This is a genomic window from Pseudomonas sp. JL23, from assembly GCF_056933585.1.
Genome location: NZ_CM167795.1, coordinates 4,057,651 through 4,080,133, shown reverse-complemented (window position 1 = coordinate 4,080,133; position 22,483 = coordinate 4,057,651). Strand labels below are relative to the sequence as shown.

The following is a 22,483-nucleotide window of genomic DNA, read 5'->3' as shown; positions in this document are numbered from 1 at the left end:
TGGATGGCGAGTCAGCCCTTGGCCCCGCAATCATCGGGCTAGAGCCTTTTGCGGGGCTGGATCAGCGCTATCGATAGTTGGTATGCGTACGGGTGGTTTTTCATCGAGGGCGGGTGGCCGTAGATTTGGCCCATCACTTAGCGACTCACCACTTCATCAAGCCTCTTGGAGAAACATCATGAAACGCGCCATTGCCTTTGGTTTTGCCCTTTCTGTCCTGACCGCTACTGCAGCCATGGCCAGCCCACAAACCGTCACCAGCCAGCCTTCGATGGCCAGCGCCGCGAGCAGCCTGCGTCTGGTTGATCGTGTCCACGCTGACGGCAAGCAAGTTCGTGTTGCCCAGGCCGGTGACAAAGCGTTCAGCCAGTCCCTGGAACAGGGCAAGGTCATGGTTGCCGAGAACCGTCGCGAGTTCGGTTCGCAGTACCAGCGCTACTGATTACGACCGCCCATGCGGTTGGAAAAAAGCCCGGGTTGCCGGGCTTTTTGCTGTCTGGCGTTTGCGAACCAGGCTGCGGGAAAACAAGATGGCTCGCGCATTTGTTATCGCAAATTCATACATTAAGGTAGGAAAAATCTTACTTCGTTGGTCATCTCGGCCTTACATTTCAACTTGGAGAACACGTTATCATCGCCGCCTGCACGGGTGACCTTCGTGTGTCATTCCCCATAGGCATGAAAATGAACAAAGAGATGTTGGACGACTTCTCTGTGCTTGCCCGGACGGCATATAAGCGTGACTGGGAAAGTCAATTGCGCGCAGTGTTACAGCGAATCGGATATGAGCATTATCTGATGAATCCCGGATTTTCGACGATTAATGATCCCTTCCATCATACCGTGACCAATTATCCTGTTGAATGGATCCGTAGTTATAAAGATGAAAACCTTATTGTCGTAGACCCGATACTCAGGCATTGCCGCCGCCATTTTGTGCCATTGTTCTGGGAGCCGGCGCGCAGGCGTGCACGCGGCGGATCCGTGGGGTTCTGGCGTACCTACGAACGACATGGCCTTATACACGGGGTGAGCATTCCATTGCGTTACAACGATATGAGTGGATCACTCAGTGTTGCTCAACGCAAAAAGCAGGAATATGAGTTTGATGAAGATCTCAATGGCCCGCTCGGCAAACTGCTCATGCTTATTCCCTTTATGCTGGAAGGCGCGCGCAAACATCTGAATCATCCGGATGAATTACACAGCGACCTGACCCTGCGCGAGTTTGAAGTGTTGAAATGGTCCGGTGCGGGTAAAACCACCTGGGAAATAAGCTGCATCCTCGGATGTTCGGAGCGCACCATCAATTTTCATATCGCCAATGCCACTCGCAAACTCGGTGCCACCAATCGTCGCCAGGCCGTCTGTGTGGCAATGGCCCGAGGCTTGATTGCAGTCGAGTGAATAAAAGCGGCGGCTCATGATGTTTTGCGGGGCGCAAAAAAATAATTTCATCGGCATGGAATAAGTCTTTTCGGCGTTCGTCCGACTGATAACTGGCCAACATCGGCTTGCCTTAACGATCACTCTGTCGAGACGAATTCCATGAAAATGCTCAGCGCCCGCACCTTGTTCGCCGCTGCATCCCTGACCCTGCTCGCCGCTGGTATGGCCCAGGCCGCGCCTGCCGCACCGATCCACAACATCGTACTGGTACACGGTGCCTTCGTGACCGGCGCAGGCTGGAAACCGGTGTATGACATTCTGGAAAAAGACGGTTATCACGTCTCCATTGCCCAGCATCCCCTGACCGGCTTTGCCGAGGACGTGACTGCGGTCAAACGCATTCTGGCGATGCAGGATGGCCCGACCATTCTGGTAGGGCACAGCTATGGCGGTGCGGTGATTTCCGATGCCGGGACTGACGATCACGTTGCGGGCCTGGTATACATTGCCGCTCACGCTCTGGATGTCGGTGAAACCGAAGCCGAAAACGGCAAGAAATTCCCCAACGCCACCAAGGCAGTGAAGAAGACCGCCGATGGTTTCCTCTATCTGGATCCGGCGTTCTACCCGGCTGACTTTGCCGCCGACCTGCCCAAGGCCCAGGCTGAGTTCGAAGCCAACGCTCAGGCGCTGACCTCGGCTTCGGTCTTCACTACCGCCGCGACCAATGCCGCCTGGAAAACCAAGCCAAGCTGGTACGCCGTGGCCAAGTCCGATCGCATCATCAACCCGGACCTGGAGCGCATGTACGCCAAGCGCGCCAATGCCCACACCATCGAGATCGATGGCGCCAGCCATGCAGTGTACGAGTCCCATCCGAAAGAAGTGGCGGCACTGATTGAACAGGCTGCGCAGCACGCGCTTGACGGGAAATAAGACTGGCACTTGTGGGAGCGAGGTTGGTGGTGGCAGGGATCAGGGCGTCAGAATGATCTTGCCGATACTCTCGTTCGACTCCATCCGCCGATGCGCATCGACGGCTCTGGCCAGGGGGAATACGCTGTCGATGATCGGCTTCAGGCCGCGGACTGCAAGGTCTTCCTGCTTATAATCAATCACCTCATCAGCGCGAGATCGCGCACTTGCTGCATTCAGGTCGCAGCTGTGCGCTGTTTGCATAAGTTACGGGTTGCGAACACCATAGACGCTTTGGGTCCTGTCGATAATCGACTGTAGTCGCCAAACAGCTTTGCGTGGAGCGCACGATGAGAATCGAAGGATTTGCCGATTTTCTCGGCATCTTCACTGAAGTAGCCCGTGAGGGCAGTTTTTCCGGCGCCGCGCGTCGTCGTGGTGTGGCGCCGTCATCCGTGGCGCGGCAGATCACAGCCCTGGAAACCCAGCTCGATACCACGTTGTTCCAGCGTTCGACCCGGGCGCTGAGCCTGACCGACAGTGGTCGCGCCTTATTGATCAGGGCGCGGCGCATCCTCGACGAACTGGACGACGCCCAGCAGGAAATCGCGTCAATGAAGGGGGAACTGGGCGGCCTGTTGCGGGTGGCGTGTTTCCCTACCTTCGGCAAGCGTTACGTGATTCCACTGATCTGCCGACTGAGTGACCGGCACCCCTCCCTGCGCGTGGAGCTGGACCTGACTGAGCGGGTCGAGGATCCGGTGGTCGATCGTCTCGACGCGGTCGTACGCATTGGCGAGCTGGCTGACAGCTCACTGATCGCTACCCGTATCGCCACGCAACGGCGATTGTTGTGTGCCAGTCCGGCTTATCTGCGGGTTATGGGTACGCCGCAATCCACCGCCCAACTGAGCGAACATCGCTTGCTCGACAAGCTGCATGGCGCTGATCTGCTCGGTTGGCGCGATGTGCTGGGGCAGCCGGTGGAGCAGGCGGCCTTGCGTTGCGACGATTTCGAAGCCATGCGCCTGGCGGCCGTTGGCGGGCGCGGGATTGCCTACCTGCCGGACTGGGTGGTCGGCGACGATGTGCTCGACGGCAGCCTGGTGCATCTGTTGCCCGAACTGGCCCAGCGGCCCTGCGCGCAAACCGGTATCCATATCCTGCGCGCCTTGGCCCAGCCAGCCCCTGACCTGCGACTGTTCATCGACGAGCTGAAGGTGATGATGGCGCAGCGTCCAGTCTTCTAGCGTGTCTGCAACCAGCCAAGGAACCCGGCCTTACGCACGGCTGTGGGCTTTTGCAGCAGCACGCTTTCGCTGCCGTGTTGGCGCACGGCCTGGAGTTTTTTCAACGCACGGGTGATTTCCGCCTGGCGTTCCATGGCGCTGCGCACCACGGATTTTTCCAGGCGATAGACCACGCAGGAGGTGAGGGCGGTAAAGCGCGCGTCGGACGGCGTGTCGGCGAGAATGCTTTGTTCGCCCATCACCTCGGTCGGCCCCATGCGACCGGCTTCCACCGAGCGGTTGCCATCGGAGACCGTCGCCGACACCACACCCGTGGCGATTACCAGCAGACTGTCACTGACTTCACCCGACTCAAGGATCACCTGCCCGGCGACGTAGTCATGGGGCACCAGATTCTGTGCCAGATGATTTTTCTCTTCGGCGTTGACCGACTTGAAGATCTTCACATCTTCCAGCAAGGCCCGGGCCCGGGACATGCTGTTATCGGTGCTGATATCCGACTGCCAGGCAATGCCGGCGGCTTCCAGATGACGATACGCCAGGTCGAACAGCAGATTACGTACGTCGACTTTATTGTCCAAAGAGCGGATCGAGCCGGTGATGCTGTATTCGATGGTGGTCGGGCTGGCTTCCTTGACCATGGCTCGCGGCTTGGGCGAAGGCAACAGTGCACTGCTGCCTTGCAGGGCGCGCTCCAGGGCATCAAGCACCCGGCGCGGACGGATATTCGGCGAGACCATGATGGTCACGGAAATGCCGAAGCAATCGCTGGGTCGGCTGAGGTTGACGATCTTGGCCTTGGCCGCCACCGAGTTGGGCACCACGGCAGTACTGCCGGTGCCAGTGAGCAAATGGGTGGCGCGCCAGTCGATATCGACGACCTTGCCTTCGACGCCATCGATGCTGACCACGTCGTCCACCTGATAGGGTTTGGTGGTATTGAGGACGATGCCGGAAAACACGTCGCTCAAAGTGCTCTGCAACGCCAGGCCGACAATGATCGCCATGGCCCCCGACGTAGCCAGCAGGCCTTGCACCGGCAGTTGCAGGACGTAGCCCGCTGCCGCGACGGCAGCAATGAGGAAAATCACTGCGCCCATGACTTCCTGCAACAGGCGGCCGCTATGGCCGATGCGCCGGGTCAGGAGAATGCCGAGCACGCCGGTCAGGGTCCGTGCGGCCAGCAGCCACCAGAGAATGCTCAAGGCAATGGCGGCGAGGTGACGCGGGCCGTCTTCCGGCCAGGGTGCCGCATCCAGTGGACTCATGCCCGCGCTGACGATCACGGCGCTGTAGGCCAGAAACAACACTAGGCGTGCCGCGACTTTATAAATCCGGTATTTGAACGGCAGCAGTTGCCAGCTCAACAGGTCGATCAACAGGACAATGACGCTGGCAACAAACGGGTAGCTTTGAATGAACGACATGGTTGATCTTCCTGAAAGGCTGATACAGAACAGCCCACGTACTGGTGGGCTGTCTTGAACATTAGTGCGTTTAGTTGAGGTGGGCTTTGAGCTCGCCGGCCGCCTGACGCATCGCCGCCTTGACCTCGGGGACCTGGCTCAGCGGGTTGAGCAGGCCGTAGTCGTGGATCATACCGTTGTAGCGCACCGCAGTGACATCGACTCCAGCGGCATCCAGTTTACGGGCGTAGGCCTCGCCTTCGTCACGCAGCACGTCGGCACCGGCGGTCTGTACCAATGCAGGTGGCAGGCCTTTCAACTGCTCCAGAGTCGCCTGCAACGGCGAGGCATGGATCTGTGCACGTTGCCCGGCGTCGGTGGTGTAGTTGTCCCAGAACCATTTCATCATGTTCTTGGTGAGGAAGTGGCCGTCGGCAAACTCGTTGTACGAGGCGGTATCGAATTTGGCATCGGTCACCGGCCACAGCAGCAGTTGGAAGCGCAGGTTCGGGGTGTGTTGTTCCTTGGCCATCAGGGCGACCACGGCGGCCATATTGCCGCCGACGCTGTTGCCAGCTACGGCCAGGCGAGTGCCGTCGACACCGATTTCCTTGCCATGCTCGGCGACCCAGCGGGTGGCGGCGTAGGCCTGGTTGATCGCTGTCGGGTAGTGCGCTTCGGGCGACGGTGTGTAGCCGACATAGACCGCAACCGCACCAGAGCCCACCACCAGGTCATGGATCAGGCGTTCGTGAGTCGGGTAGTCGCCGAGCACCCAGCCGCCACCGTGGAAGAACATGAATACCGGCAGGTTGCCTTTGACGTGGGCCGGACGAACGATTTTCAGGGCAACCGACTGACCGTCGACCTGAATGGTACGGTCGCTGACCTCGGTGCCGGACACGTCGACTTTCACCGATTTCTGCGCACCGGTGAGTACGGCGCGGGCATCGGCAGGGCTGAGTTCTTCAAGAGGGCGACCGCCACCTGCGTTCAGGGCATTGAGGAATGTCTGGGTCTGGTGTTCGACCTGGGTGGTCGGCGTCGAGGCGAAGGCCGAGTTGATGGCCAGTGCCAGTACGGTTACGGTGGCGGCTTTCTTGAAGATGTTCATGGGCAATTCCTTGTGAGCAAATAATCTGTTCGGGTTGTTGCGCTGGCAGTTGCAGCGCGATGGACACAGATTAATAGGATGCCATGACGTGATAAATCCGCTGAAAGGCGTTTGACTGTCCACCTGAGCGTGACAATGAATCAGTTTGAAGATATGCGTATTTTTGCCCAGGTGATGGAGTCGGGCAGTTTCACGGCAGCGGCCGATCAGTTGGGCCTGTCCAAGCAATTCATCAGCCGCCGCCTGATGCAACTGGAAGAGCGCCTCGGCGTACGCCTGCTCAATCGCTCCACCCGCCGCCTCGATGTCACGCCATTGGGCCAGGCTTATTACGAATCGGCCTTGCGCCTGGTCGCCGAAGTCGAGCAGGCCGAGCAGAGCATCGCCGGGCAGAACGCCCAGCCACGAGGCACCATTCGCCTGAGCGCACCGCTGTCCTTTGCCATGGCCCATCTCGGCTGCCTGCTGCCGTTGTTTCTGCAACGTTATCCCGAGGTTTCGGTGGAGCTGGACCTGAGCGACCGTTCGGTGGACTTGCTGGGGGAGGGCTATGACCTGGCCCTGCGTATCGGCCTGCTGGAGGACTCGACGCTTATTGCCCGGCGCCTCGCCCTGATCGACCGGGTCTACTGCTGCAGTCCGGATTACCTGGCCTCACGCAGCGCGCCCCAGATACCTGAGGAACTCAAGGATCACGATTGCCTGCCCTATGGCCACAGCCGCCAGGTGCAATGGCGCTTCGAACGCAACGGCAAGCCGCTGACCATCAACCTGTGCGGACGCATGCGCGCCAATAACGGTGACCTGCTGCGCGATGCCGCGGTGGCTGGTTTGGGCATTACCTACCTGCCGCTGTTTATCGTCGGTGAGCAACTGAAGGAGGGTCGCCTGGTGCGGGTGTTGGACGAATACCGCACCGAGCCGCTGGTGCTGTCGGCGGTGTACCCGCAACACCGCCAGAGTTCGCGACCGGTGCAGGCGTTGATCGAGTTTCTCAAGGAGCACCTTATCGAGTTGGGCTAGAGCCGCCGCGCCCGTCTGATGTGGGACCGGCTTTAGCCGGGAATGCAATGGTACAGGCCAATAGATGCATCGCTTTTGCCGACGTCTTCCCGGCTAAAGCCGGTCCCACCGGTTAGCGCACTGTTCTGTTCGGCAAAACCAGCACAGCCATTCAATCCCCCTTCGTCCTCACGCAGCCATGATTCCCGCCAATGCACACGCCACCCTGGCGTGTGGTGATGAATCCAAGTGCGAGGACGCCATGCCGTTATCCTTATCTCCCCTCATTCGCGGGCTGGGCCTGTCGCTGCTACTGGCTTCCAGCGCCGCCATGGCCCAGGCACCGGCGCAGCAGAAGACCCAGGTGCCCGGTTACTACCGACTGGCCGTGGGCGACTACGAAGTTACGGCGTTATTTGACGGCTACAACGACCTGTCGCCCAAGCTGCTCCAGGGCATGACCCAGAGCAAGATTCGTGCACTGCTTGCCCGTCGCGACATCGATTCGACGGGTGTGCAGACCGCGTTCAACGCTTTCCTGATCAATACCGGCGAGCATCTGATTCTGGTCGATACCGGCGCCGGGCAATGCATGGGTGAAACGGCCGGCTGGCTGTCGGCGAATATCCGCGCGGCGGGTTATCAGCCGGAGCAGGTCGATACCATCCTGCTGACCCACCTTCATCTGGATCACGTCTGCGGACTGGTTGATGCCCAGAAGAAACCGGTGTTCGCCAATGCCATGGTCTATGCCGCCAAGCCGGAAGCCGATTACTGGCTGGACCCCACTGCCTTGAGCAAGGTGCCGGAAGCGGCCCGGGTCTTTTTCAAGATCGCCCAGGAATCCACCGCGCCTTATATCGCGGCGGCGCACTTCAAGACCTTCGCGCCGGGCGAGTCGCCTGTGCCGGAAGTGAAGACCACCCTGGAGGCCGGACACACGCCGGGCAGTACCACCTATCAATTTACCTCCAAGGACCAGACCATCCTGTTCATGGGCGACCTGATTCATAACCTGGCGGTGCAGTTCGAGCATCCGGAAGTGTCCATCGGCTTCGATACCAGTGGCAAAGAGGCCATTGCCAGTCGCGAGCAGGTGTTCAGTGCTGCGGCGAAGAGCAAAATCTGGGTTGCGGCGGCGCACCTGCCATTTCCGGGCATGGGTCACATCGGCCAACAGGACACGCATTTCCAGTGGATACCGGTTGAGTACGGCCCTTACCAACGGGCGGCCAAAGTACCGCTTCTCGAATAACCGAGTCCTTCTTTGCAGCGGCGTTGAGTGTTGTTGAGCGCCGCATTGACCTCTTTTGAGCACGCCCATCCAAGCCTGATACACGTACGGACTCTAAGGTTAAGGCATGGCCTTGGACGGGCGTTGTGCAAAGCGCAAATCAGTGTTGCGGCGCAGGTACATTCTCTCGATCCAGGGCTCCCCCTAACGTGAAGTGTTTGCACGGTTCCAACCGGGACGTGCGCAGTTCGAGGAGCGTACATGAGGCGTAAAACCCTTGTTCAGGGCGGGCTTGCGTTAGCCGTCGCAGGTCTGGTGATTGCCTTTGCGCTGATGTGGCGCCCGGCGATTGCGCCATTGCCCAAAGCCGTTGCCAGTCAAGACCCTGAAAGTATCCGGCGTGGCGCCAGGGTCGTGGAGCAGGGCGACTGTGCGGTCTGCCATACCCGTCCGGGTGGCGCCTATATGGCCGGCGGTCTGCCGTTGGTGACGCCATTCGGCACCCTGTACACCACCAATATCACCCCGGACCCTGCCAGCGGCATCGGCCTGTGGCCGGAAGAGGCGTTTATCCGGGCGATGCGCAAAGGCATCGCCCGCGACGGGCATCTGCTCTATCCGGCTTTTCCCTACGTGCATTACAGCCGGATGTCGGACCGGGATATCCGCGATGCCTACGCCTTCTTGATGAGCGTGGACCCGGTCGAAGCCCATGCGCCGCCCAACCAGATGATGTTCCCGATGAATTTCCGTCCGCTGGTAGCGTTCTGGAACCTGCTGTTTCTGCACGGCGCACCCTTGCAGGACGTAGCCGGACAATCGACGCAATGGAATCGCGGGCGCTATCTGGTGGAGGGCGCAGGGCATTGTTCGTCGTGCCATTCACCGTTGAATTTCATCGGCGGCGAAAAGGGTGGTGAGTTGTTCAATGGCGGTGTCGTCGATGGCTGGGATGCGCCGTCGTTGCGCGGCCTGGGCGAGGGCGCTCACCCCTGGAATGCCGAGCAGTTGCAAGCCTATCTGCGTGGTCAGGTCGCCGAGGGGCATGGCGCGGCGGCCGGGCCGATGCTGCCGGTAAGCCTTAGCCTGGCGCAATTGCCGAGCGCCGATGTGCAGGCGATTGCCGATTACATCCTCAGTTTGCAACCCGCTGCTTCAGCATCCAAGGCGCCACCCTGCGCGCAGGCTCAACCTGCGGTAGCGGCGGCAACTGAAGGGGCCACGCTATTTACCGGTGCTTGCGCCGGTTGCCATGGCCCGGCAGCGCCGATGCGTATGGTCGATGGTCGGCCTGGTCTTGAGCAGTCCTCCGCTTTGCGCGCCGACAGCCCGCGCAACCTGATCAAGACCGTGCTCGATGGCATCCCGTTGTCACGGGGTGACGCCAGTCATTACATGCCGGCCTTCGCCAATAGCCTGAACGACAGCCAGATAGCCGCCATTGCCGGCTATCTGCGCGAGCAAACCTGTTCCGCCCGTCCCTGGGCCGATCTGGATAAAACCATTAGCAGCCTGCGCCAAGAGGGACACGCGAAATGATCAACCTGAACGTCAATGGTCGTGACCACGCTTTGGATATCGACCCGGATATGCCGCTGCTGTACGCCTTGCGCAACCACCTTGAACTCAATGGCGCCAAGTACGGCTGCGGCCTGGGCCAGTGTGGCGCCTGTACCGTGATGGTCGCCGACAAACCGGTGTTCTCCTGCCTGCTGCCGTGCTCGGCAGCGGCCGGGCGCAGCATTCGCACCGTCGAAGGCCTGGGCAACCAGCAGGCGCCGGGGCCTTTGCAACAGGCCTTTATCGACAAACAGGCGGCCCAGTGCGGTTACTGCATTGCCGGGATGATCATGCGCGCTCAATCGTTATTGCAAGACAACCCTCAGCCGGATGAACAGCAGATTCGCGAGCATATGGCGCCCAACCTGTGCCGCTGCGGCACCCATATGCGCATTATCGAAGCGATCCAGTCCGTGGTCGCCAGCGGGGTGCGGGTATGACGCGCCGAGAGGATTTGCCCATCGATCCGGGACGTCGCTCATTCCTCATCGGCGGCGCGCTGGTGGTGGGCTTTGCCATGGTGCCGGGCGCGCGTCAGGCCTTTGCCGATACCGAGGTGGATACCCTGGGCACCGTGGTGCTGGACCCGAATCTTCCCGGCAGCCTGCGCGCCACACCCTTTCTCGATGCCTGGGTGCGAATCGACAAGGAACACGGCATTACTGTCTATACGGGCAAGGTTGAATTGGGCACCGGCGTGCGTACGGCGTTGTTGCAGATCGCCGCCGAGCGTCTTGAGGTGAATCCTGGCCTGATCAACTTCATCACTGCTGACACCGCCCTGACCCCCAATGAAGGCTATACCGCCGGCAGCCATACCATTCTTGACAGCGGTACGGCCTTGTTCAATGCGGCGGCGCAAGTGCGCCAGTTGCTGGTCGAATCTGCGGCTCGTCAATGGCAACTGGAGCCTTCCAGCCTGAGCACCCGGGACGCAGTGATAGTTGCCGCGGATGGCCGCAGCATGCCTTACACCGAAGCCGTTGCCGGGGTCGATCTGCACCGTTACGCCAGTGCCCGGTCACCGGTTGCCGAGCCCGCACAGTTCAAGCTGATCGGTCATTCGCTGCCGCGCCTGGACATCCCGGCCAAGGTCAGCGGCGGGGCCAGTTACGTGCAGGACATGCGCCTGCCCGGCATGCTGCATGTACGGGTGATTCGCCCGCCCCGGCGCGGCAGTACCTTGATCGACATCGATCAGCCGGCCCTGGAAAAGCTGCCAGGGGTGGTCAAGCTGGTACGCAATGGCAGTTATCTGGCCGTGGTGGCGAAAGATGAATGGCAGGCAGTCAAGGCCATGCGCGAAGGTTATGCCTCGGCGCGCTGGACTGAAGGCAATGCCTTGCCGGATGAAAAACATATTCATGAGCTGCTGACTCGCCTGCCGAAAAAGCACTACCCGGTGGGCAGTAAAGGCAGCCTTGAAACGCCTTCGGCCAAGGCCTATCGCGCCAGGGTCACCAAGCAATATCTGATGCACGGCTCCATTGGGCCGTCCTGCTCGGTGGCCTGGTACAAGGACGATCTGCTGACGGTCTGGACCCACACCCAAGGGGTCTATCCGTTGCGTGCCGGGATTGCCGAGATGCTCGGGCTGCCGGTGGCGAAAGTGCGCTGCATTCATGTCGAGGGATCTGGCTGTTACGGGCATAACGGTGCCGACGATGCGGCGGCCGATGCCGCTCTGGTAGCCATGGCGCTGCCGGGCCAGCCGGTGCGGGTGCAATGGATGCGCGAACAGGAAAACCTCTGGGAGCCTTACAGCTCGGCAATGCTCACCGAGGTGGAGGCGGACCTGGATGGCTCCGGCAAGGTACGCAATTGGAAGTATGAGCTGTGGAGCACACCCCATAACGAACGTATCGTCAATGCCGGGCGCCTCATGCCTGCATGGTTGCTGGCCCGGCCCTTTACCCCTGCGCCTTCGGTGCCGATTGCCCAGCCTGAAGGCGATGGTGATCGCAATGCCGTGCCGCTGTATGACATTGCCAACACGCAGATCGATATGAACTTCGTCACGACCATGCCATTTCGCACCTCGGCGCAACGCTCGCTGGGGGCTCATGTCAATGTGTTCTCTATCGAAAGCGCCCTGGATGAACTGGCTGCCCGTGCAGGTGTAGATCCGGTGCAGTTCCGCCTGCAACACCTGAGCGATCCCCGGGCCATTGCCGTGGTCAAGAGCGCCGCCAGTGCCTTTGCCTGGCCGCACAAGGCGACGGGGCCAGGCAGCGGCATCGGCTTTGCGTTTGCCCGCTACAAGAACGTCATGGGTTACTGCGCCATTGCCGTACAGCTGCATGTGCAGCGCCAGACCGGTGAAGTGATCATCGACCGGGTGGTGACGGCGGTGGATTGCGGGCAGATCGTAAGCCCCGATGGCTTGCGCAATCAGGTGGAGGGCGGAATCGTCCAGTCGGCCAGTTGGACGCTGTACGAAAAGGTCCTGTACGACCCGGCCGGAGTGCGCAGCTTTGACTGGAGCGGTTACCCGATCATCCGCTTTCCGGCGGTGCCGGGCAGTGTCGAAGTGCATCTGCTCGATCAGCCGGGGCAGCCTTTCCTGGGCGCGGCGGAAATTGTCCAGGGGCCGATGGCGGCGGCTCTGGGTAATGCCATGGCCGATGCCACGGGCAAGCGACTGCTGGATCTGCCGTTGGCCAGGAGTGGCTGGCAGAAGGGGTTGGAGGGGTAGATCGGTCTTTAGAAAACGGTCTTATTTAGCTGTAGATGCTGCTTCATCAACTGAATTGATGTGTTTTTTGTGGGACCGGCTTTAGCCGGGAAGGCTCGGGCAGGATCAATACATTTTTATCGCCTGCAATACCGTCTTCCCGGCTAGAGCCGGTCCCACCTTGGCGCCAACAAAAAAGCCCCCGACCGCAAGGTCGGGGGCTTTGTTTTTGCGGCGGGAATCAGGCGCGTACGCTCAGGCCCCGTTCAACGATCAGGAATACCACCAGGGCGATCGCGGGCAGGCCTGCGCCGAGCATGATCACGCCGTGCCAGCCAGCCTGTTCGTAAATGCTGCTGGCCAGGGCCGAGCCGATGGAGCCACCGATGAAGATGCTGGTCATGTACAGCGCGTTCAAGCGGCCACGGCTGGCCGGGTCGAGGGCGTAGACCGCACGCTGGCCCAGAACCATGTTCAGTTGCACGGCGAAGTCCAGCAGGATGCCGGTGACGGCCAGGCCGATCACGCTATAGCCAGGCGACGTCAGCCCGATCAGGAACGCCACTGGGGCGAGGATCATTGCTACCAGTGAGGCGCGCTGGGTGTGTCCGGCGTCGGCCAGGCGACCGGCGAAGGGCGCGGCGATGGCGCCGATGGCACCGACCAGGGCGAAGATCGCGATCTGGCTTTGCGACAGGCCATGCTGTCGCGCCAGTTCAATCGGCGCCGAGGTCCAGAACAGGCTGAAGGCCGCGAACAGCAGGCCTTGATACAGCGCGCGCTGACGCAGCAGCGGGTGTTTGCGCAGCAGGGTAAACAGCGAGCCGAGCAGTTGCCCGTAGCTGGCTTTATGGTCCGGAGTACGGCCGGGAATGGTCAAAGCCATGACCGGGGTAATCGCCAGCATGATCACTGCAGCGCCCATGAACACCACGCGCCAGCCGAAATGGTCGGCCACTACACTGGACAGCGGCCGGGCCAGGAGAATGCCGAGCAGCAGGCCGCCCATGATATTGCCGACCACTTGCCCGCGGGTCTGCTCAGGTGCGAGGTGCGCGGCCAGGGGGATCAGCATCTGTACCGAGACCGAACTCAGGCCGATCAGCAGAGAGATGGCGAGAAACAGGTTGGCATGCTCGGCCAGGCCTGCGCAGAGCAGGGCGATGGTAGCCACCACAGCGGTGGCCAGCATCAATTTGCGGTTCTCGACCAGATCGGCCAATGGCACCAGGAACAGCAGGCCCAAGGCATAGCCGATCTGGGTCAGGGATACGATCAGGCTGGCGCTATGGGCCGACAGACCTATGTCCGGTGCGATCAACTCGACGATGGGCTGGGCGTAATAAATATTGGCGACGATGGCGCCACAGCAAAAGGCGAACAGCAGTACCAGGCCGCGGGTCAGGGTATGAGGTGGTGTTTCGACGGATGCAGTGCTTGTCCGGGTCATGTGCAAGTGCTCGAGTCAGGGGCGAGGCAGTGGGGTTGCTCGCCAATGGACGCCACCTTAGAGGAGCGCGCCGCTCAAGGGTATCCCGCCACGCTGCAAAGTAGCCTTGCGCAAAAGGCAAAGGCCCCGGTTTAGAGGGCTGCGCGAGGCCTGTGCCTGCGTGGACTAAACCAAAGCGTTAGTTTTTACCTGTGTGTATTAGTCGGACTATCCCTATAGATAATATCGGATAAGGGCTTTAGCTGATTTGATGCGTCAATACCGCCATTGTTGAAACCCATTGCCAGGCTTTGCCGGCGCCGTTCGGCAGTCGCCTGTCACTACTTAGGGAAAGAGTGAATTCAATGATCAGCCTCGGCCAAGTCCATGTCTCCCTTGAGCTAAGAGACCTTTTCAAGAGCGGTCTGCCGTTGCGTATCGGCACCCGCGCATTCGATATCCTTGAATTGTTGATCAACTGTCCCGGCCGTCTGGTGAGCAAGGATGAAATCCTGCAACGGGTCTGGCCGGATACCGTGGTCGAGGAAAACAACCTGCAAGTGCACATCTCGGCCTTGCGCAAGGCTTTGGGCGCCGACCGTGACTTGATCCGTACCATTCCCGGGCGCGGCTACATGCTGATGCTGGCCGAGGAGGGCGCCGAGGCCGAAGAAGCCGAACAGTTGCCCCTGGCGTGCCAGGCGCGCCTGCCCTATGCCACGCCGCTGGTGGGGCGTGAAAGCCTGCTCGACGAGGTATGTCAGGCGCTGCAGGACACGACGTTGTTGACGCTGGTCGGTGCCGGAGGCATTGGCAAGACCACCCTGGCCGTGGCGGTTGCCCATCGCTATTGCCGCGATGATGCTCAGGCGGTCAGCTTCGTCTGCCTGGCGCAACTGACCTGCCCCGAGCGTGTGCTCGACGCCCTGGCCTGCAGCCTGGGCATCGGCTGCACAGCGCAGTCCTCGTTGCTGGAAGCGACTATCGACGAACTCAACCGCAAGCCCCGACTGATAGTGCTCGATAACTGTGAGCATGTTATCGAAGCGGTGGCTGACCTCGGCGAGTGCTTGATCCAGGCATGTCCCGCTTCGACCTTCCTCGCTACCAGTCGCGAATCGCTGCGTATCAATGGCGAACGCAGCATGGTAGTGCCGCCTTTGGCGCTGGCCCCAGAGGGCGCGGATCGCCAGACGGTGTTGCGCAGCACTTCGGCGCAGCTATTCCTCAAGCGCTTGCGGGCGCTGGACTGGTTCTTCCCGCAGAACGACGGCGCAGCCCTTGATGATCAAAGCGTCGCCCTGGTCGGAGAGGTCTGCCGTCGCCTCGATGGTATTCCCCTGGCTCTGGAAATGGCTGCGGCACGGGCCTCGACCCTGGGGCTGTTCGAGCTGGCGAGCAACCTGCAGGAGCATCTGCATCTGCTGGGTGCCGGCCTGCGCACCGCTCCGGATCGCCATCAGAGCCTGGAAGCATCGTTGCAATGGAGTTACCGCATGCTCAGCAGCGATGAAAAGGCGGTGTTGCGGCGGATTGCCGAGCTGCAAGGGCGCTTCACGCTGTATCAGGCCTGTGAGGTGGCCATATTGCCGGGCATATCCCGCACGCAGGTGATGGACTGCATTGTTGGCCTGGCCCTGAAGTCGCTGCTGGTGGTCACTGCCGAAGGTCCGTTCAAGTTCTACCGCTTGCTCGAAGCGACCCGCCTGTGCATTCTGCAACGCGCGGGCAAGGTCCCGCTGTTGCGCAGCCCTGAGGCACCCGCATCGCGCCCGCTCGGCACTTCACTTAGCGAATTGCGGGCAACAGGCAGCCTTGAGGCGGCGCTACCCGATATCTATCATCTGCATCATCAACGAATTCTGGCCAGCAGCCAGTAGCCGGGTTTACGGATAACCGATTTATGAGCGCAACACCCGTGGTTTATGTGGTCGATGACGAGCCGACGATGTGTACGTCGTTGACCCGCCTGCTCAATTCGGCCGACCTGGCCAGCAAGAGCTTCGCCTCAGCCCAGGACTTCTTGCAGGAAAACTTCATCGAGCGGCCGACCTGTCTGTTGCTGGACGTCAACCTCGCGGCGGACAGCGGCTTCGATGTACAGAGCGAACTGCTGCGCCGGGGCCTGCATTTCCCGATCATTTTCATGACCGGCTACGGCACCATTCCCATGTCGGTGCGGGCCATCAAGGCCGGTGCTCATGAATTCCTGACCAAACCCTTTGAGCCTGATTATTTGCTGGACTTGATCGGTCAGGCTCTGGAACAGGATCGTGGCAATCTGATCCGGCGTCTGGAGACCGAAAGCTGTCGTCGCCGCTTCGATACCCTGACGCCCCGCGAACGGGAAGTCATGGCCCTGGCGATCACCGGGAAGATGATCAAGCAGATTGCCCATGAACTGGGCACCAGCGAAATTACCGCCAAAGTTCACAAACGCCATTTAATGGCCAAGATGCAGGCGCGAACCCTGATTGATCTGGTGAAAATGGCTGATCGGTTGAATACCGTCGAATAACTCCAAGGGTTGGGTTTTTCGTACAAAAGTTCTACAAATAACGGCGAGCGGCACAACTATACATAGAGTCAATCCCCGTTCCACGTTGTTGCGCGTACGCTGTTTTTCTAACTACCCAAAGGCCAAGAAGTTCAGCTTATGGTTCTGATCTGCGTTGTCGACGACGACGTGTCTATGCGCAGCAGTCTTGGCAACCTGCTCAAATCCCTGGGCTGTCACAGCGTTGGTTTCGCTTCGGGGGAGGCGTTCCTGGCCTCCAGCGAAGCCGTTGAGGCCGCCTGTGTCCTGCTTGATCTGCGCATGCAGGGCATGCAGGGGCTCGACGTTCTACGCCATCTGCGCGCCAGCGGCTCGCATCCGGCTGTGGTGTGTATGTCAGCCCATGGTGATGAGCAGACTATCTCCAGAGTCATGCATGCCGGGGCCCTGGCCTTTCTCGCCAAGCCATTCTGTGAAGAGCAATTAATCGATGCGCTGGAATTGGCTGGCATTGTGATATGAGTGCCGCTGCAAAAATGATGTAACGACGGTGCTGAATTTAGTCTCGGTTAAGAACGATTAATACCGGGCAAAGGACTTTAAGGAAGCGCTCGATCCAGACTTGCAGTGTGTCATCCCCTCTGAACAGGAGAGTCAGGAATGAATACTGTCAGTTCGTCTTCGTTGCATCGCGTTACGTTGCCAGCCCTTGTCATGGTCGAGCCGCAAGCCTTCGAACGGGTCGCCCTGTCACCCTGGCAGGAACGCCGGGCCAAGGAAATCATGGCCAGCCATATGGGCCGTGGCCTGTCGATCGCCCGTATTGCCAGTGAGTGCTCGCTGTCGCGCAGTCATTTTTCCCGGGCATTCAAGAAGAACACCGGTGTTTCGCCGAGGGACTGGTTCTTGCGTATTCGCCTGGAAAAGGCCAAGCGTCTTTTAACCGAGTCTGACCTGAGCATTTCCCGTATCAGCCTGGATTGCGGCTTTGCTGACCAGTCCCATTTCACCCGGGTATTTACCCGTATCATCGGTTCGACGCCTTTCAGTTGGCGCCGTGCTTTACTGGCGTGAAAAGAGTCCCTCATCACAGGATAAATGTGGGACCGGCTTTAGCCGGGAAGGGGGCGTTGTGATCGACACATTTTTATCGTCTGTCTTGGCGTCTTCCCGGCTAAAGCCGGTCCCACAAGAATCACCGCCATTCAACAAGATATGTTGTGTGATAGTTAGCCGATAACATTTCAGACCTGGACCTCTCCATGAATCGCAATGATCTGCGCCGTGTCGACCTCAACCTGCTGGTGATCTTTGAAGCGCTGATGTTCGAGCGCAATCTGACCCGTGTCGCCGAGAAGCTGTTCATGGGGCAGCCAGCGGTCAGTGCCGCGCTGGCCCGTCTGCGTGATCTGTTCGACGATCCTTTGTTGCTGCGCAATGGCCGCGGCATGGAGCCGACGGCGCGGGCGCTGGATATCCTCAAGGAAATCCAGCCCGCCCTGGATACCATTTCCGGCGCGGTGAGCCGGGCCAAGGATTTCGATCCGTCGACCAGTTGCGAGGTCTTCCGCATCGGTCTGTCCGATGACGCCGAATTCGGCCTGTTACCGCCGCTGCTGACACAGCTGCGTGAAGAGGCGCCCAATATCATTATCGTCGTGCGCCGGGCCAACTACCTGCTGATGCCGTCCATGCTGGCCTCCGGGGAAATTTCCGTGGGTGTCAGCTACACCACCGATCTGCCCGCCAATGCCAAGCGCAAGAAGCTGCGCGATATCACCTGCAAGGTGCTGCGCGGTGACTCCCGGCCCGGCGCCCTGACCCTGGATGAATACTGCGAACGCCCCCACGCCATGGTCTCGTTCTCTGGTGATCTGAGCGGCAATATCGATCTGGACCTGGCCAAGGTCGGCCGCTCGCGCAAGGTGGTGCTGGGTGTGCCACAGTTCAACGGTCTGCGCGCCTTGCTGGCGGGCACCGAACTGATCGCTACCGTACCGGATTATGCCGCCTGTGCTCTGGTTGAAGGCTGCGCCCTGCGTGCCGACGAACCGCCGTTTCCGATTGTCGCCGCCGAGTTGTCCATGGTCTGGAGCGGGGTACATGACAACGACCCGGCCGAACGCTGGCTGCGTGCGCGGATCAGCCAGTTCATGTCCGGAGCGTTGGCTGACCAGTCCTGATTCCAATTGTGTTCTGAGCCCTAATGTGGGTGCTATCAGGATGCTCGCTCGCCAGGTCTCTGAAAAAGCACAACCATTCAATCTCCCCATGCCCACCCCTTGCACAATCGAGTCTGAAAATAAGTCCGCTCTGAAAGGAGCGGGCCTCAAGGACAGACGGGTGTGCAATGAAAGACTCCTCATCAACAGCCATGGCTCATGACCTGGGCCTGCTGTTTCTTCGGCTCAGTGGCGCGCTGTTTCTGCTCAAGGTCCATGGCCTGCCCAAGCTGCTGGATTACAGCAACCAGTTGCTGAGCATCGAAGACCCTTTCCATATGGGGGCCAGGCTCACCCTGATCCTGGCGATTTTCGCCGAAGTCGTCTGTCCGCTGTTTATCGCCGTCGGCCTGCTGGCGCGATTGTCCTGCCTGCCTATTCTGTTTCTTCTCGGGGTTGCGTTGTGGGTGGTGCATCCGGAGTGGAGCCTGGAACAGGGCCAGTTCGGCTGGTTGCTGCTGATGGTCTTTACCACCTTGTTGATTGCCGGGCCGGGCCGGTTCGCCCTCAACGCACGTTTTTCCGGAGTGCTTCGCAATGTCTGACACCACGCCATTCAACCAGGAAACGGTCACGCTATTGATCAAGCACCGGATCAAGGCCGGAGCCGAAGATCAATATGAAGCCTGGCTGCGCAGGGTTGTGGGCATCGCCGCGGGTTACCACGGCCATCTGGGCGTCGACGTGGTACGGGGCAAGGCCGGTGGCCTGCACCTGTTCACCAGTGTGCTGCGCTTCAGTACCACTGAGGCCATGCAACGCTGGCTCGACTCCGACGAACGTCGTGAGTTGATAAAAGAGGTGGCGCCTTTGCTTGCCGATGGCGATGTCACTGAGGTCAACACCGACAGCCAGTTCTGGTTCAACCCAAGTGAAGACGCGCCACAGCCGCCGCGCTGGAAGCAGGCGGTGGTGAGTTTTCTGGTGATCCTGCCCCTTAGCATGTTGATCCCGCTGCTCTGGGGGCCGGTGTTTGCCTTGCACGCCGTCCTGTCCAGCTACCTGGTCAGCAACATCCTTATCACCGCGACCATTGTCCTGCTGGTGGTCTACCTGTGCATGCCTCTGGCCACGCGTCTGTTTGCGCCCTGGCTGACGGCGCGCCAGGACCAATGATGCTGTTTCTGTCTTTTCACTCCAGTCGAAGGAACTGTCATGAATGCTGAGCTGATTCTATTTAACGGTAATTTTCATACGGTCGATCGCGAAAAACCCAAGGCTGACGCGGTTGCCATCAGCGACGGCCGTTTCATTGCCGTCGGCACCGAAGCCGAAGTCATGGCCCTGCGTGGCAGTGCGACCCAGGTCATCGACCTCAAGGGGCGTCGAGTGATTCCGGGTCTCAACGACTCGCACCTGCACCTGATTCGTGGCGGTCTGAACTACAACCTGGAACTGCGCTGGGAAGGCGTGCCGTCCCTGGCCGATGCCCTGCGCATGCTCAAGGCCCAGGCCGACCGTACCCCGACGCCGCAGTGGGTGCGTGTGGTGGGTGGCTGGAACGAATTCCAGTTCGCCGAAAAGCGCATGCCGACCCTTGAAGAACTGAACCAGGCCGCGCCCGATACCCCGGTTTTCGTCCTGCACCTGTACGACCGTGCGCTGCTCAACCGCGCCGCCTTGCGCGTGGCCGGTTATACCCGCGATACGCCGAACCCGCCGGGCGGCGAGATCCAGCGTGATGCCAATGGCGATCCGACCGGCATGCTGGTGGCCAAGCCCAACGCGATGATTCTGTACTCGACCCTGGCCAAGGGGCCTAAGTTGCCGCTGGAATATCAGGTCAACTCGACTCGCCAGTTCATGCGTGAACTCAATCGTCTGGGCGTGACCAGCGCCATCGACGCCGGCGGCGGTTTCCAGAACTACCCCGATGACTACGCAGTGATCGAGCAGTTGGCCAAGGAAAAGCAACTGACCGTACGCATCGCCTACAACCTGTTTACCCAAAAGCCGAAAGAAGAACTCACCGATTTCAAGAACTGGACCAGCTCGGTCACCCTGCATCAGGGCGACGATTTCCTGCGCCACAACGGCGCGGGCGAGATGCTGACGTTCTCTGCCGCCGATTTCGAAGACTTCCTCGAGCCGCGCCCGGACCTGCCTGCCGGTATGGAGAAGGATCTGGAGCCTGTTGTGCGTCATCTGGTCGAGCATCGCTGGCCGTTCCGCCTGCACGCCACTTATGACGAATCCATCTCGCGCATGCTCGACGTGTTCGAGAAGGTCAACCTGGACATTCCGTTTGCCGGTCTGCCGTGGTTCTTCGACCATTGTGAAACCATCACGCCGAAGAACATCGAGCGCGTGAAGGCATTGGGTGGCGGCATCGCCATTCAGGACCGTATGGCGTTCCAGGGTGAGTACTTCGTCGATCGCTACGGCAAGAAAGCCGCTGAGCACACGCCACCGATCAAACGCATGCTCGCCGAAGGCGTACCGGTGGGCGCCGGTACTGATGCCACGCGAGTGTCGAGCTACAACCCCTGGACTTCGCTGTACTGGATGGTCAGCGGCCGCACCGTCGGGGGCCTGACCCTGTATCCGGAAGGCCTGTCCCGCGCCACCGCGCTGGAGCTGTACACCCACGGCAGCGCCTGGTTCTCGTCGGAGCAAGGCAAGAAAGGCCAGATCAAGGTCGGTCAACTGGCCGATGTGGTGGCGCTGTCGGCGGACTATTTCACCGTGGCCGAAGAAGAGATCAAGGGCATCGAGTCGGTGCTCACCGTGGTCAACGGCCGCGTGGTCTACGGCGACGGCGATTTCGAGAACCTGGCGCCGACTGCATTGCCGGTGCTGCCGGACTGGTCGCCGGTGGTCAAGGTGCCGGGTCATTGGCGCGCTTCTTCGCCTATGCAGGCCCAGGTTCACCAGTGCAGCGGCCCGTGCGGCGTGCACTCCCACAGCCATGACAAGGCGCGCATGTCGAGTGTGCCGGTCAGCGACTTCCAGGGTTTCTGGGGCGCGTTTGGCTGTTCCTGTTTCGCATTCTGATTGTTACCCACCTGACGCTGTCGCCTTGCGTGTGGCGGCGTCATTTGCAAGACCCATCGAAAGGAGAAAACCATGAGCCTCACCCCTTGGAAGCGTATCAACAAAGATGACGCCGTCGTTCTGTTGGTCGATCACCAGACCGGCCTGATCTCCCTGGTGCAAGACTTCTCGCCCAACGAATTCAAGAACAACGTGCTGGCCCTGGCGGATCTTGCCAAGTTCTTCAAGCTGCCGACCATCCTCACCACCAGCTTCGAAACCGGCCCCAACGGCCCGCTGGTTCCAGAGCTCAAAGAGCTGTTCCCGGATGCGCCGTACATTCCACGTCCGGGCCAGATCAACGCCTGGGACAACGAAGACTTCGTCAAGGCGGTCAAGGCCACCGGTCGCAAGCAACTGATCATCGCCGGCGTTGTAACTGACGTCTGCGTGGCGTTCCCAACCCTGTCGGCCCTGGCTGAAGGCTTCGAAGTGTTTGTCGTGACTGACGCTTCCGGCACCTTCAACGAGACCGTACAGCGCGCTTCCTGGGCTCGCATGAGCGCTGCCGGTGCGCAACTGGTCAACTGGTTCTCGGTTGCCTGCGAGCTGCAGGTTGACTGGCGCAACGACATGGAAGGCCTGGCCAACCTGCTGTCGCCACGCATCCCGAACTACCGCAACCTGATGAACAGCTACTCGGCGTTCAATAAGTAACAACAGTCCGGATGCTTCGCGGGCAAGCCTCGCTCCAACGGATCTGAGTTATACCGTTGGAGCGAGGCTTGCCCGCGAACGTCTTGACGCGGTATGCCGGT

At 60.2% G+C, this 22,483-nt stretch carries 22 protein-coding genes; 18 read left to right on the top strand and 4 right to left on the bottom strand.

The window, feature by feature from the left end:
- Nucleotides 1-178: 178 nt before the first annotated feature.
- From AC1Z24_RS18865 to AC1Z24_RS18855, 3 genes are all read left to right on the top strand, one after another.
- Complete coding sequence (locus tag AC1Z24_RS18865) at nt 179-442, top strand: hypothetical protein (protein ID WP_483742161.1); 264 nt, start codon at nt 179-181, stop codon at nt 440-442.
- A gap of 242 nt (nt 443-684) precedes the next feature.
- A complete protein-coding gene (locus AC1Z24_RS18860) occupies nt 685-1,407 on the top strand; it encodes an autoinducer binding domain-containing protein (RefSeq protein WP_483742160.1) in 723 nt (240 codons plus the stop codon).
- Nucleotides 1,408-1,548: 141 nt separating this feature from the next.
- Entirely contained in the window at nt 1,549-2,325 is a 777-nt protein-coding gene (locus AC1Z24_RS18855) for an alpha/beta hydrolase (RefSeq protein WP_483742159.1), read from the top strand.
- A gap of 39 nt (nt 2,326-2,364) precedes the next feature.
- On the opposite strand, the gene AC1Z24_RS18850 is transcribed toward AC1Z24_RS18855, so the two are convergent.
- On the bottom strand, nt 2,365-2,508 hold the full coding sequence (locus AC1Z24_RS18850) for a zinc-binding dehydrogenase (protein WP_483742158.1): 144 nt from the start codon (nt 2,506-2,508) through the stop codon (nt 2,365-2,367).
- Between the two features lie 146 nt (nt 2,509-2,654).
- Here AC1Z24_RS18850 and AC1Z24_RS18845 point away from each other — a divergent pair, with 146 nt between their 5' ends.
- Nucleotides 2,655-3,554 carry a LysR substrate-binding domain-containing protein gene (locus AC1Z24_RS18845; RefSeq protein ID WP_483742157.1) on the top strand — a complete coding sequence of 300 codons (900 nt, stop codon included), beginning with the start codon at nt 2,655-2,657 and terminating at the stop codon, nt 3,552-3,554.
- On the opposite strand, the gene AC1Z24_RS18840 is transcribed toward AC1Z24_RS18845, so the two are convergent.
- Nucleotides 3,551-4,981 (bottom strand): mechanosensitive ion channel domain-containing protein, encoded by a 1,431-nt coding sequence (locus AC1Z24_RS18840; protein ID WP_483742156.1) that lies wholly within the window; start codon nt 4,979-4,981, stop codon nt 3,551-3,553. The two genes, AC1Z24_RS18845 and AC1Z24_RS18840, sit on opposite strands and share 4 nt — an antisense overlap.
- A gap of 70 nt (nt 4,982-5,051) precedes the next feature.
- The gene (locus AC1Z24_RS18835; RefSeq protein WP_483742155.1) at nt 5,052-6,074 is read right to left on the bottom strand and encodes an alpha/beta hydrolase; all 1,023 of its coding nucleotides are present in this window, start codon (nt 6,072-6,074) and stop codon (nt 5,052-5,054) included.
- Between the two features lie 135 nt (nt 6,075-6,209).
- Between AC1Z24_RS18835 and AC1Z24_RS18830 the strand changes: the two genes are divergently transcribed.
- The 5 genes from AC1Z24_RS18830 (at nt 6,210) to AC1Z24_RS18810 (ending at nt 12,565) form a co-directional block, all read left to right on the top strand.
- Nucleotides 6,210-7,097 (top strand): LysR family transcriptional regulator, encoded by an 888-nt coding sequence (locus AC1Z24_RS18830; protein ID WP_483742154.1) that lies wholly within the window; start codon nt 6,210-6,212, stop codon nt 7,095-7,097.
- A gap of 241 nt (nt 7,098-7,338) precedes the next feature.
- Nucleotides 7,339-8,331 carry an MBL fold metallo-hydrolase gene (locus tag AC1Z24_RS18825; RefSeq protein ID WP_483742153.1) on the top strand — a complete coding sequence of 331 codons (993 nt, stop codon included), beginning with the start codon at nt 7,339-7,341 and terminating at the stop codon, nt 8,329-8,331.
- Between the two features lie 240 nt (nt 8,332-8,571).
- The gene (locus tag AC1Z24_RS18820) at nt 8,572-9,849 is read left to right on the top strand and encodes a c-type cytochrome (RefSeq protein WP_483742152.1); all 1,278 of its coding nucleotides are present in this window, start codon (nt 8,572-8,574) and stop codon (nt 9,847-9,849) included.
- Entirely contained in the window at nt 9,846-10,310 is a 465-nt protein-coding gene (locus AC1Z24_RS18815; protein WP_483742151.1) for a (2Fe-2S)-binding protein, read from the top strand. The genes AC1Z24_RS18820 and AC1Z24_RS18815 overlap by 4 nt, the downstream gene beginning before the upstream one ends.
- Nucleotides 10,307-12,565, top strand: a complete 2,259-nt coding sequence (locus AC1Z24_RS18810; RefSeq protein WP_483742150.1) for a xanthine dehydrogenase family protein molybdopterin-binding subunit — start codon at nt 10,307-10,309, stop codon at nt 12,563-12,565. The genes AC1Z24_RS18815 and AC1Z24_RS18810 overlap by 4 nt, the downstream gene beginning before the upstream one ends.
- Before the next feature lie 220 nt (nt 12,566-12,785).
- On the opposite strand, the gene AC1Z24_RS18805 is transcribed toward AC1Z24_RS18810, so the two are convergent.
- Nucleotides 12,786-13,994 (bottom strand): MFS transporter, encoded by a 1,209-nt coding sequence (locus tag AC1Z24_RS18805; RefSeq protein ID WP_483742149.1) that lies wholly within the window; start codon nt 13,992-13,994, stop codon nt 12,786-12,788.
- A gap of 344 nt (nt 13,995-14,338) precedes the next feature.
- Here AC1Z24_RS18805 and AC1Z24_RS18800 point away from each other — a divergent pair, with 344 nt between their 5' ends.
- The 9 genes from AC1Z24_RS18800 (at nt 14,339) to ycaC (ending at nt 22,382) form a co-directional block, all read left to right on the top strand.
- On the top strand, nt 14,339-15,853 hold the full coding sequence (locus tag AC1Z24_RS18800) for an ATP-binding protein (protein ID WP_483742148.1): 1,515 nt from the start codon (nt 14,339-14,341) through the stop codon (nt 15,851-15,853).
- 23 nt (nt 15,854-15,876) lie between these two features.
- Entirely contained in the window at nt 15,877-16,491 is a 615-nt protein-coding gene (locus AC1Z24_RS18795; RefSeq protein WP_483742147.1) for a response regulator transcription factor, read from the top strand.
- Between the two features lie 138 nt (nt 16,492-16,629).
- On the top strand, nt 16,630-16,992 hold the full coding sequence (locus AC1Z24_RS18790; RefSeq protein ID WP_483742146.1) for a response regulator transcription factor: 363 nt from the start codon (nt 16,630-16,632) through the stop codon (nt 16,990-16,992).
- Between the two features lie 138 nt (nt 16,993-17,130).
- Nucleotides 17,131-17,544 (top strand): helix-turn-helix domain-containing protein, encoded by a 414-nt coding sequence (locus AC1Z24_RS18785; RefSeq protein WP_483742145.1) that lies wholly within the window; start codon nt 17,131-17,133, stop codon nt 17,542-17,544.
- A gap of 188 nt (nt 17,545-17,732) precedes the next feature.
- Nucleotides 17,733-18,653, top strand: a complete 921-nt coding sequence (locus AC1Z24_RS18780) for a LysR family transcriptional regulator (protein WP_483742144.1) — start codon at nt 17,733-17,735, stop codon at nt 18,651-18,653.
- Nucleotides 18,654-18,820: 167 nt separating this feature from the next.
- Entirely contained in the window at nt 18,821-19,237 is a 417-nt protein-coding gene (locus AC1Z24_RS18775; RefSeq protein ID WP_483742143.1) for a DoxX family protein, read from the top strand.
- A complete protein-coding gene (locus AC1Z24_RS18770) occupies nt 19,230-19,808 on the top strand; it encodes an antibiotic biosynthesis monooxygenase (RefSeq protein ID WP_483742142.1) in 579 nt (192 codons plus the stop codon). Before AC1Z24_RS18775 ends, AC1Z24_RS18770 begins: the two co-directional genes overlap by 8 nt.
- Before the next feature lie 39 nt (nt 19,809-19,847).
- Entirely contained in the window at nt 19,848-21,686 is a 1,839-nt protein-coding gene (locus AC1Z24_RS18765; protein ID WP_483742141.1) for an amidohydrolase, read from the top strand.
- 72 nt (nt 21,687-21,758) lie between these two features.
- Nucleotides 21,759-22,382, top strand: coding sequence for an isochorismate family cysteine hydrolase YcaC (gene ycaC, locus AC1Z24_RS18760; protein ID WP_259108543.1), 624 nt, complete (start codon nt 21,759-21,761; stop codon nt 22,380-22,382).
- The last annotated feature ends 101 nt before the right edge of the window (nt 22,383-22,483 follow it).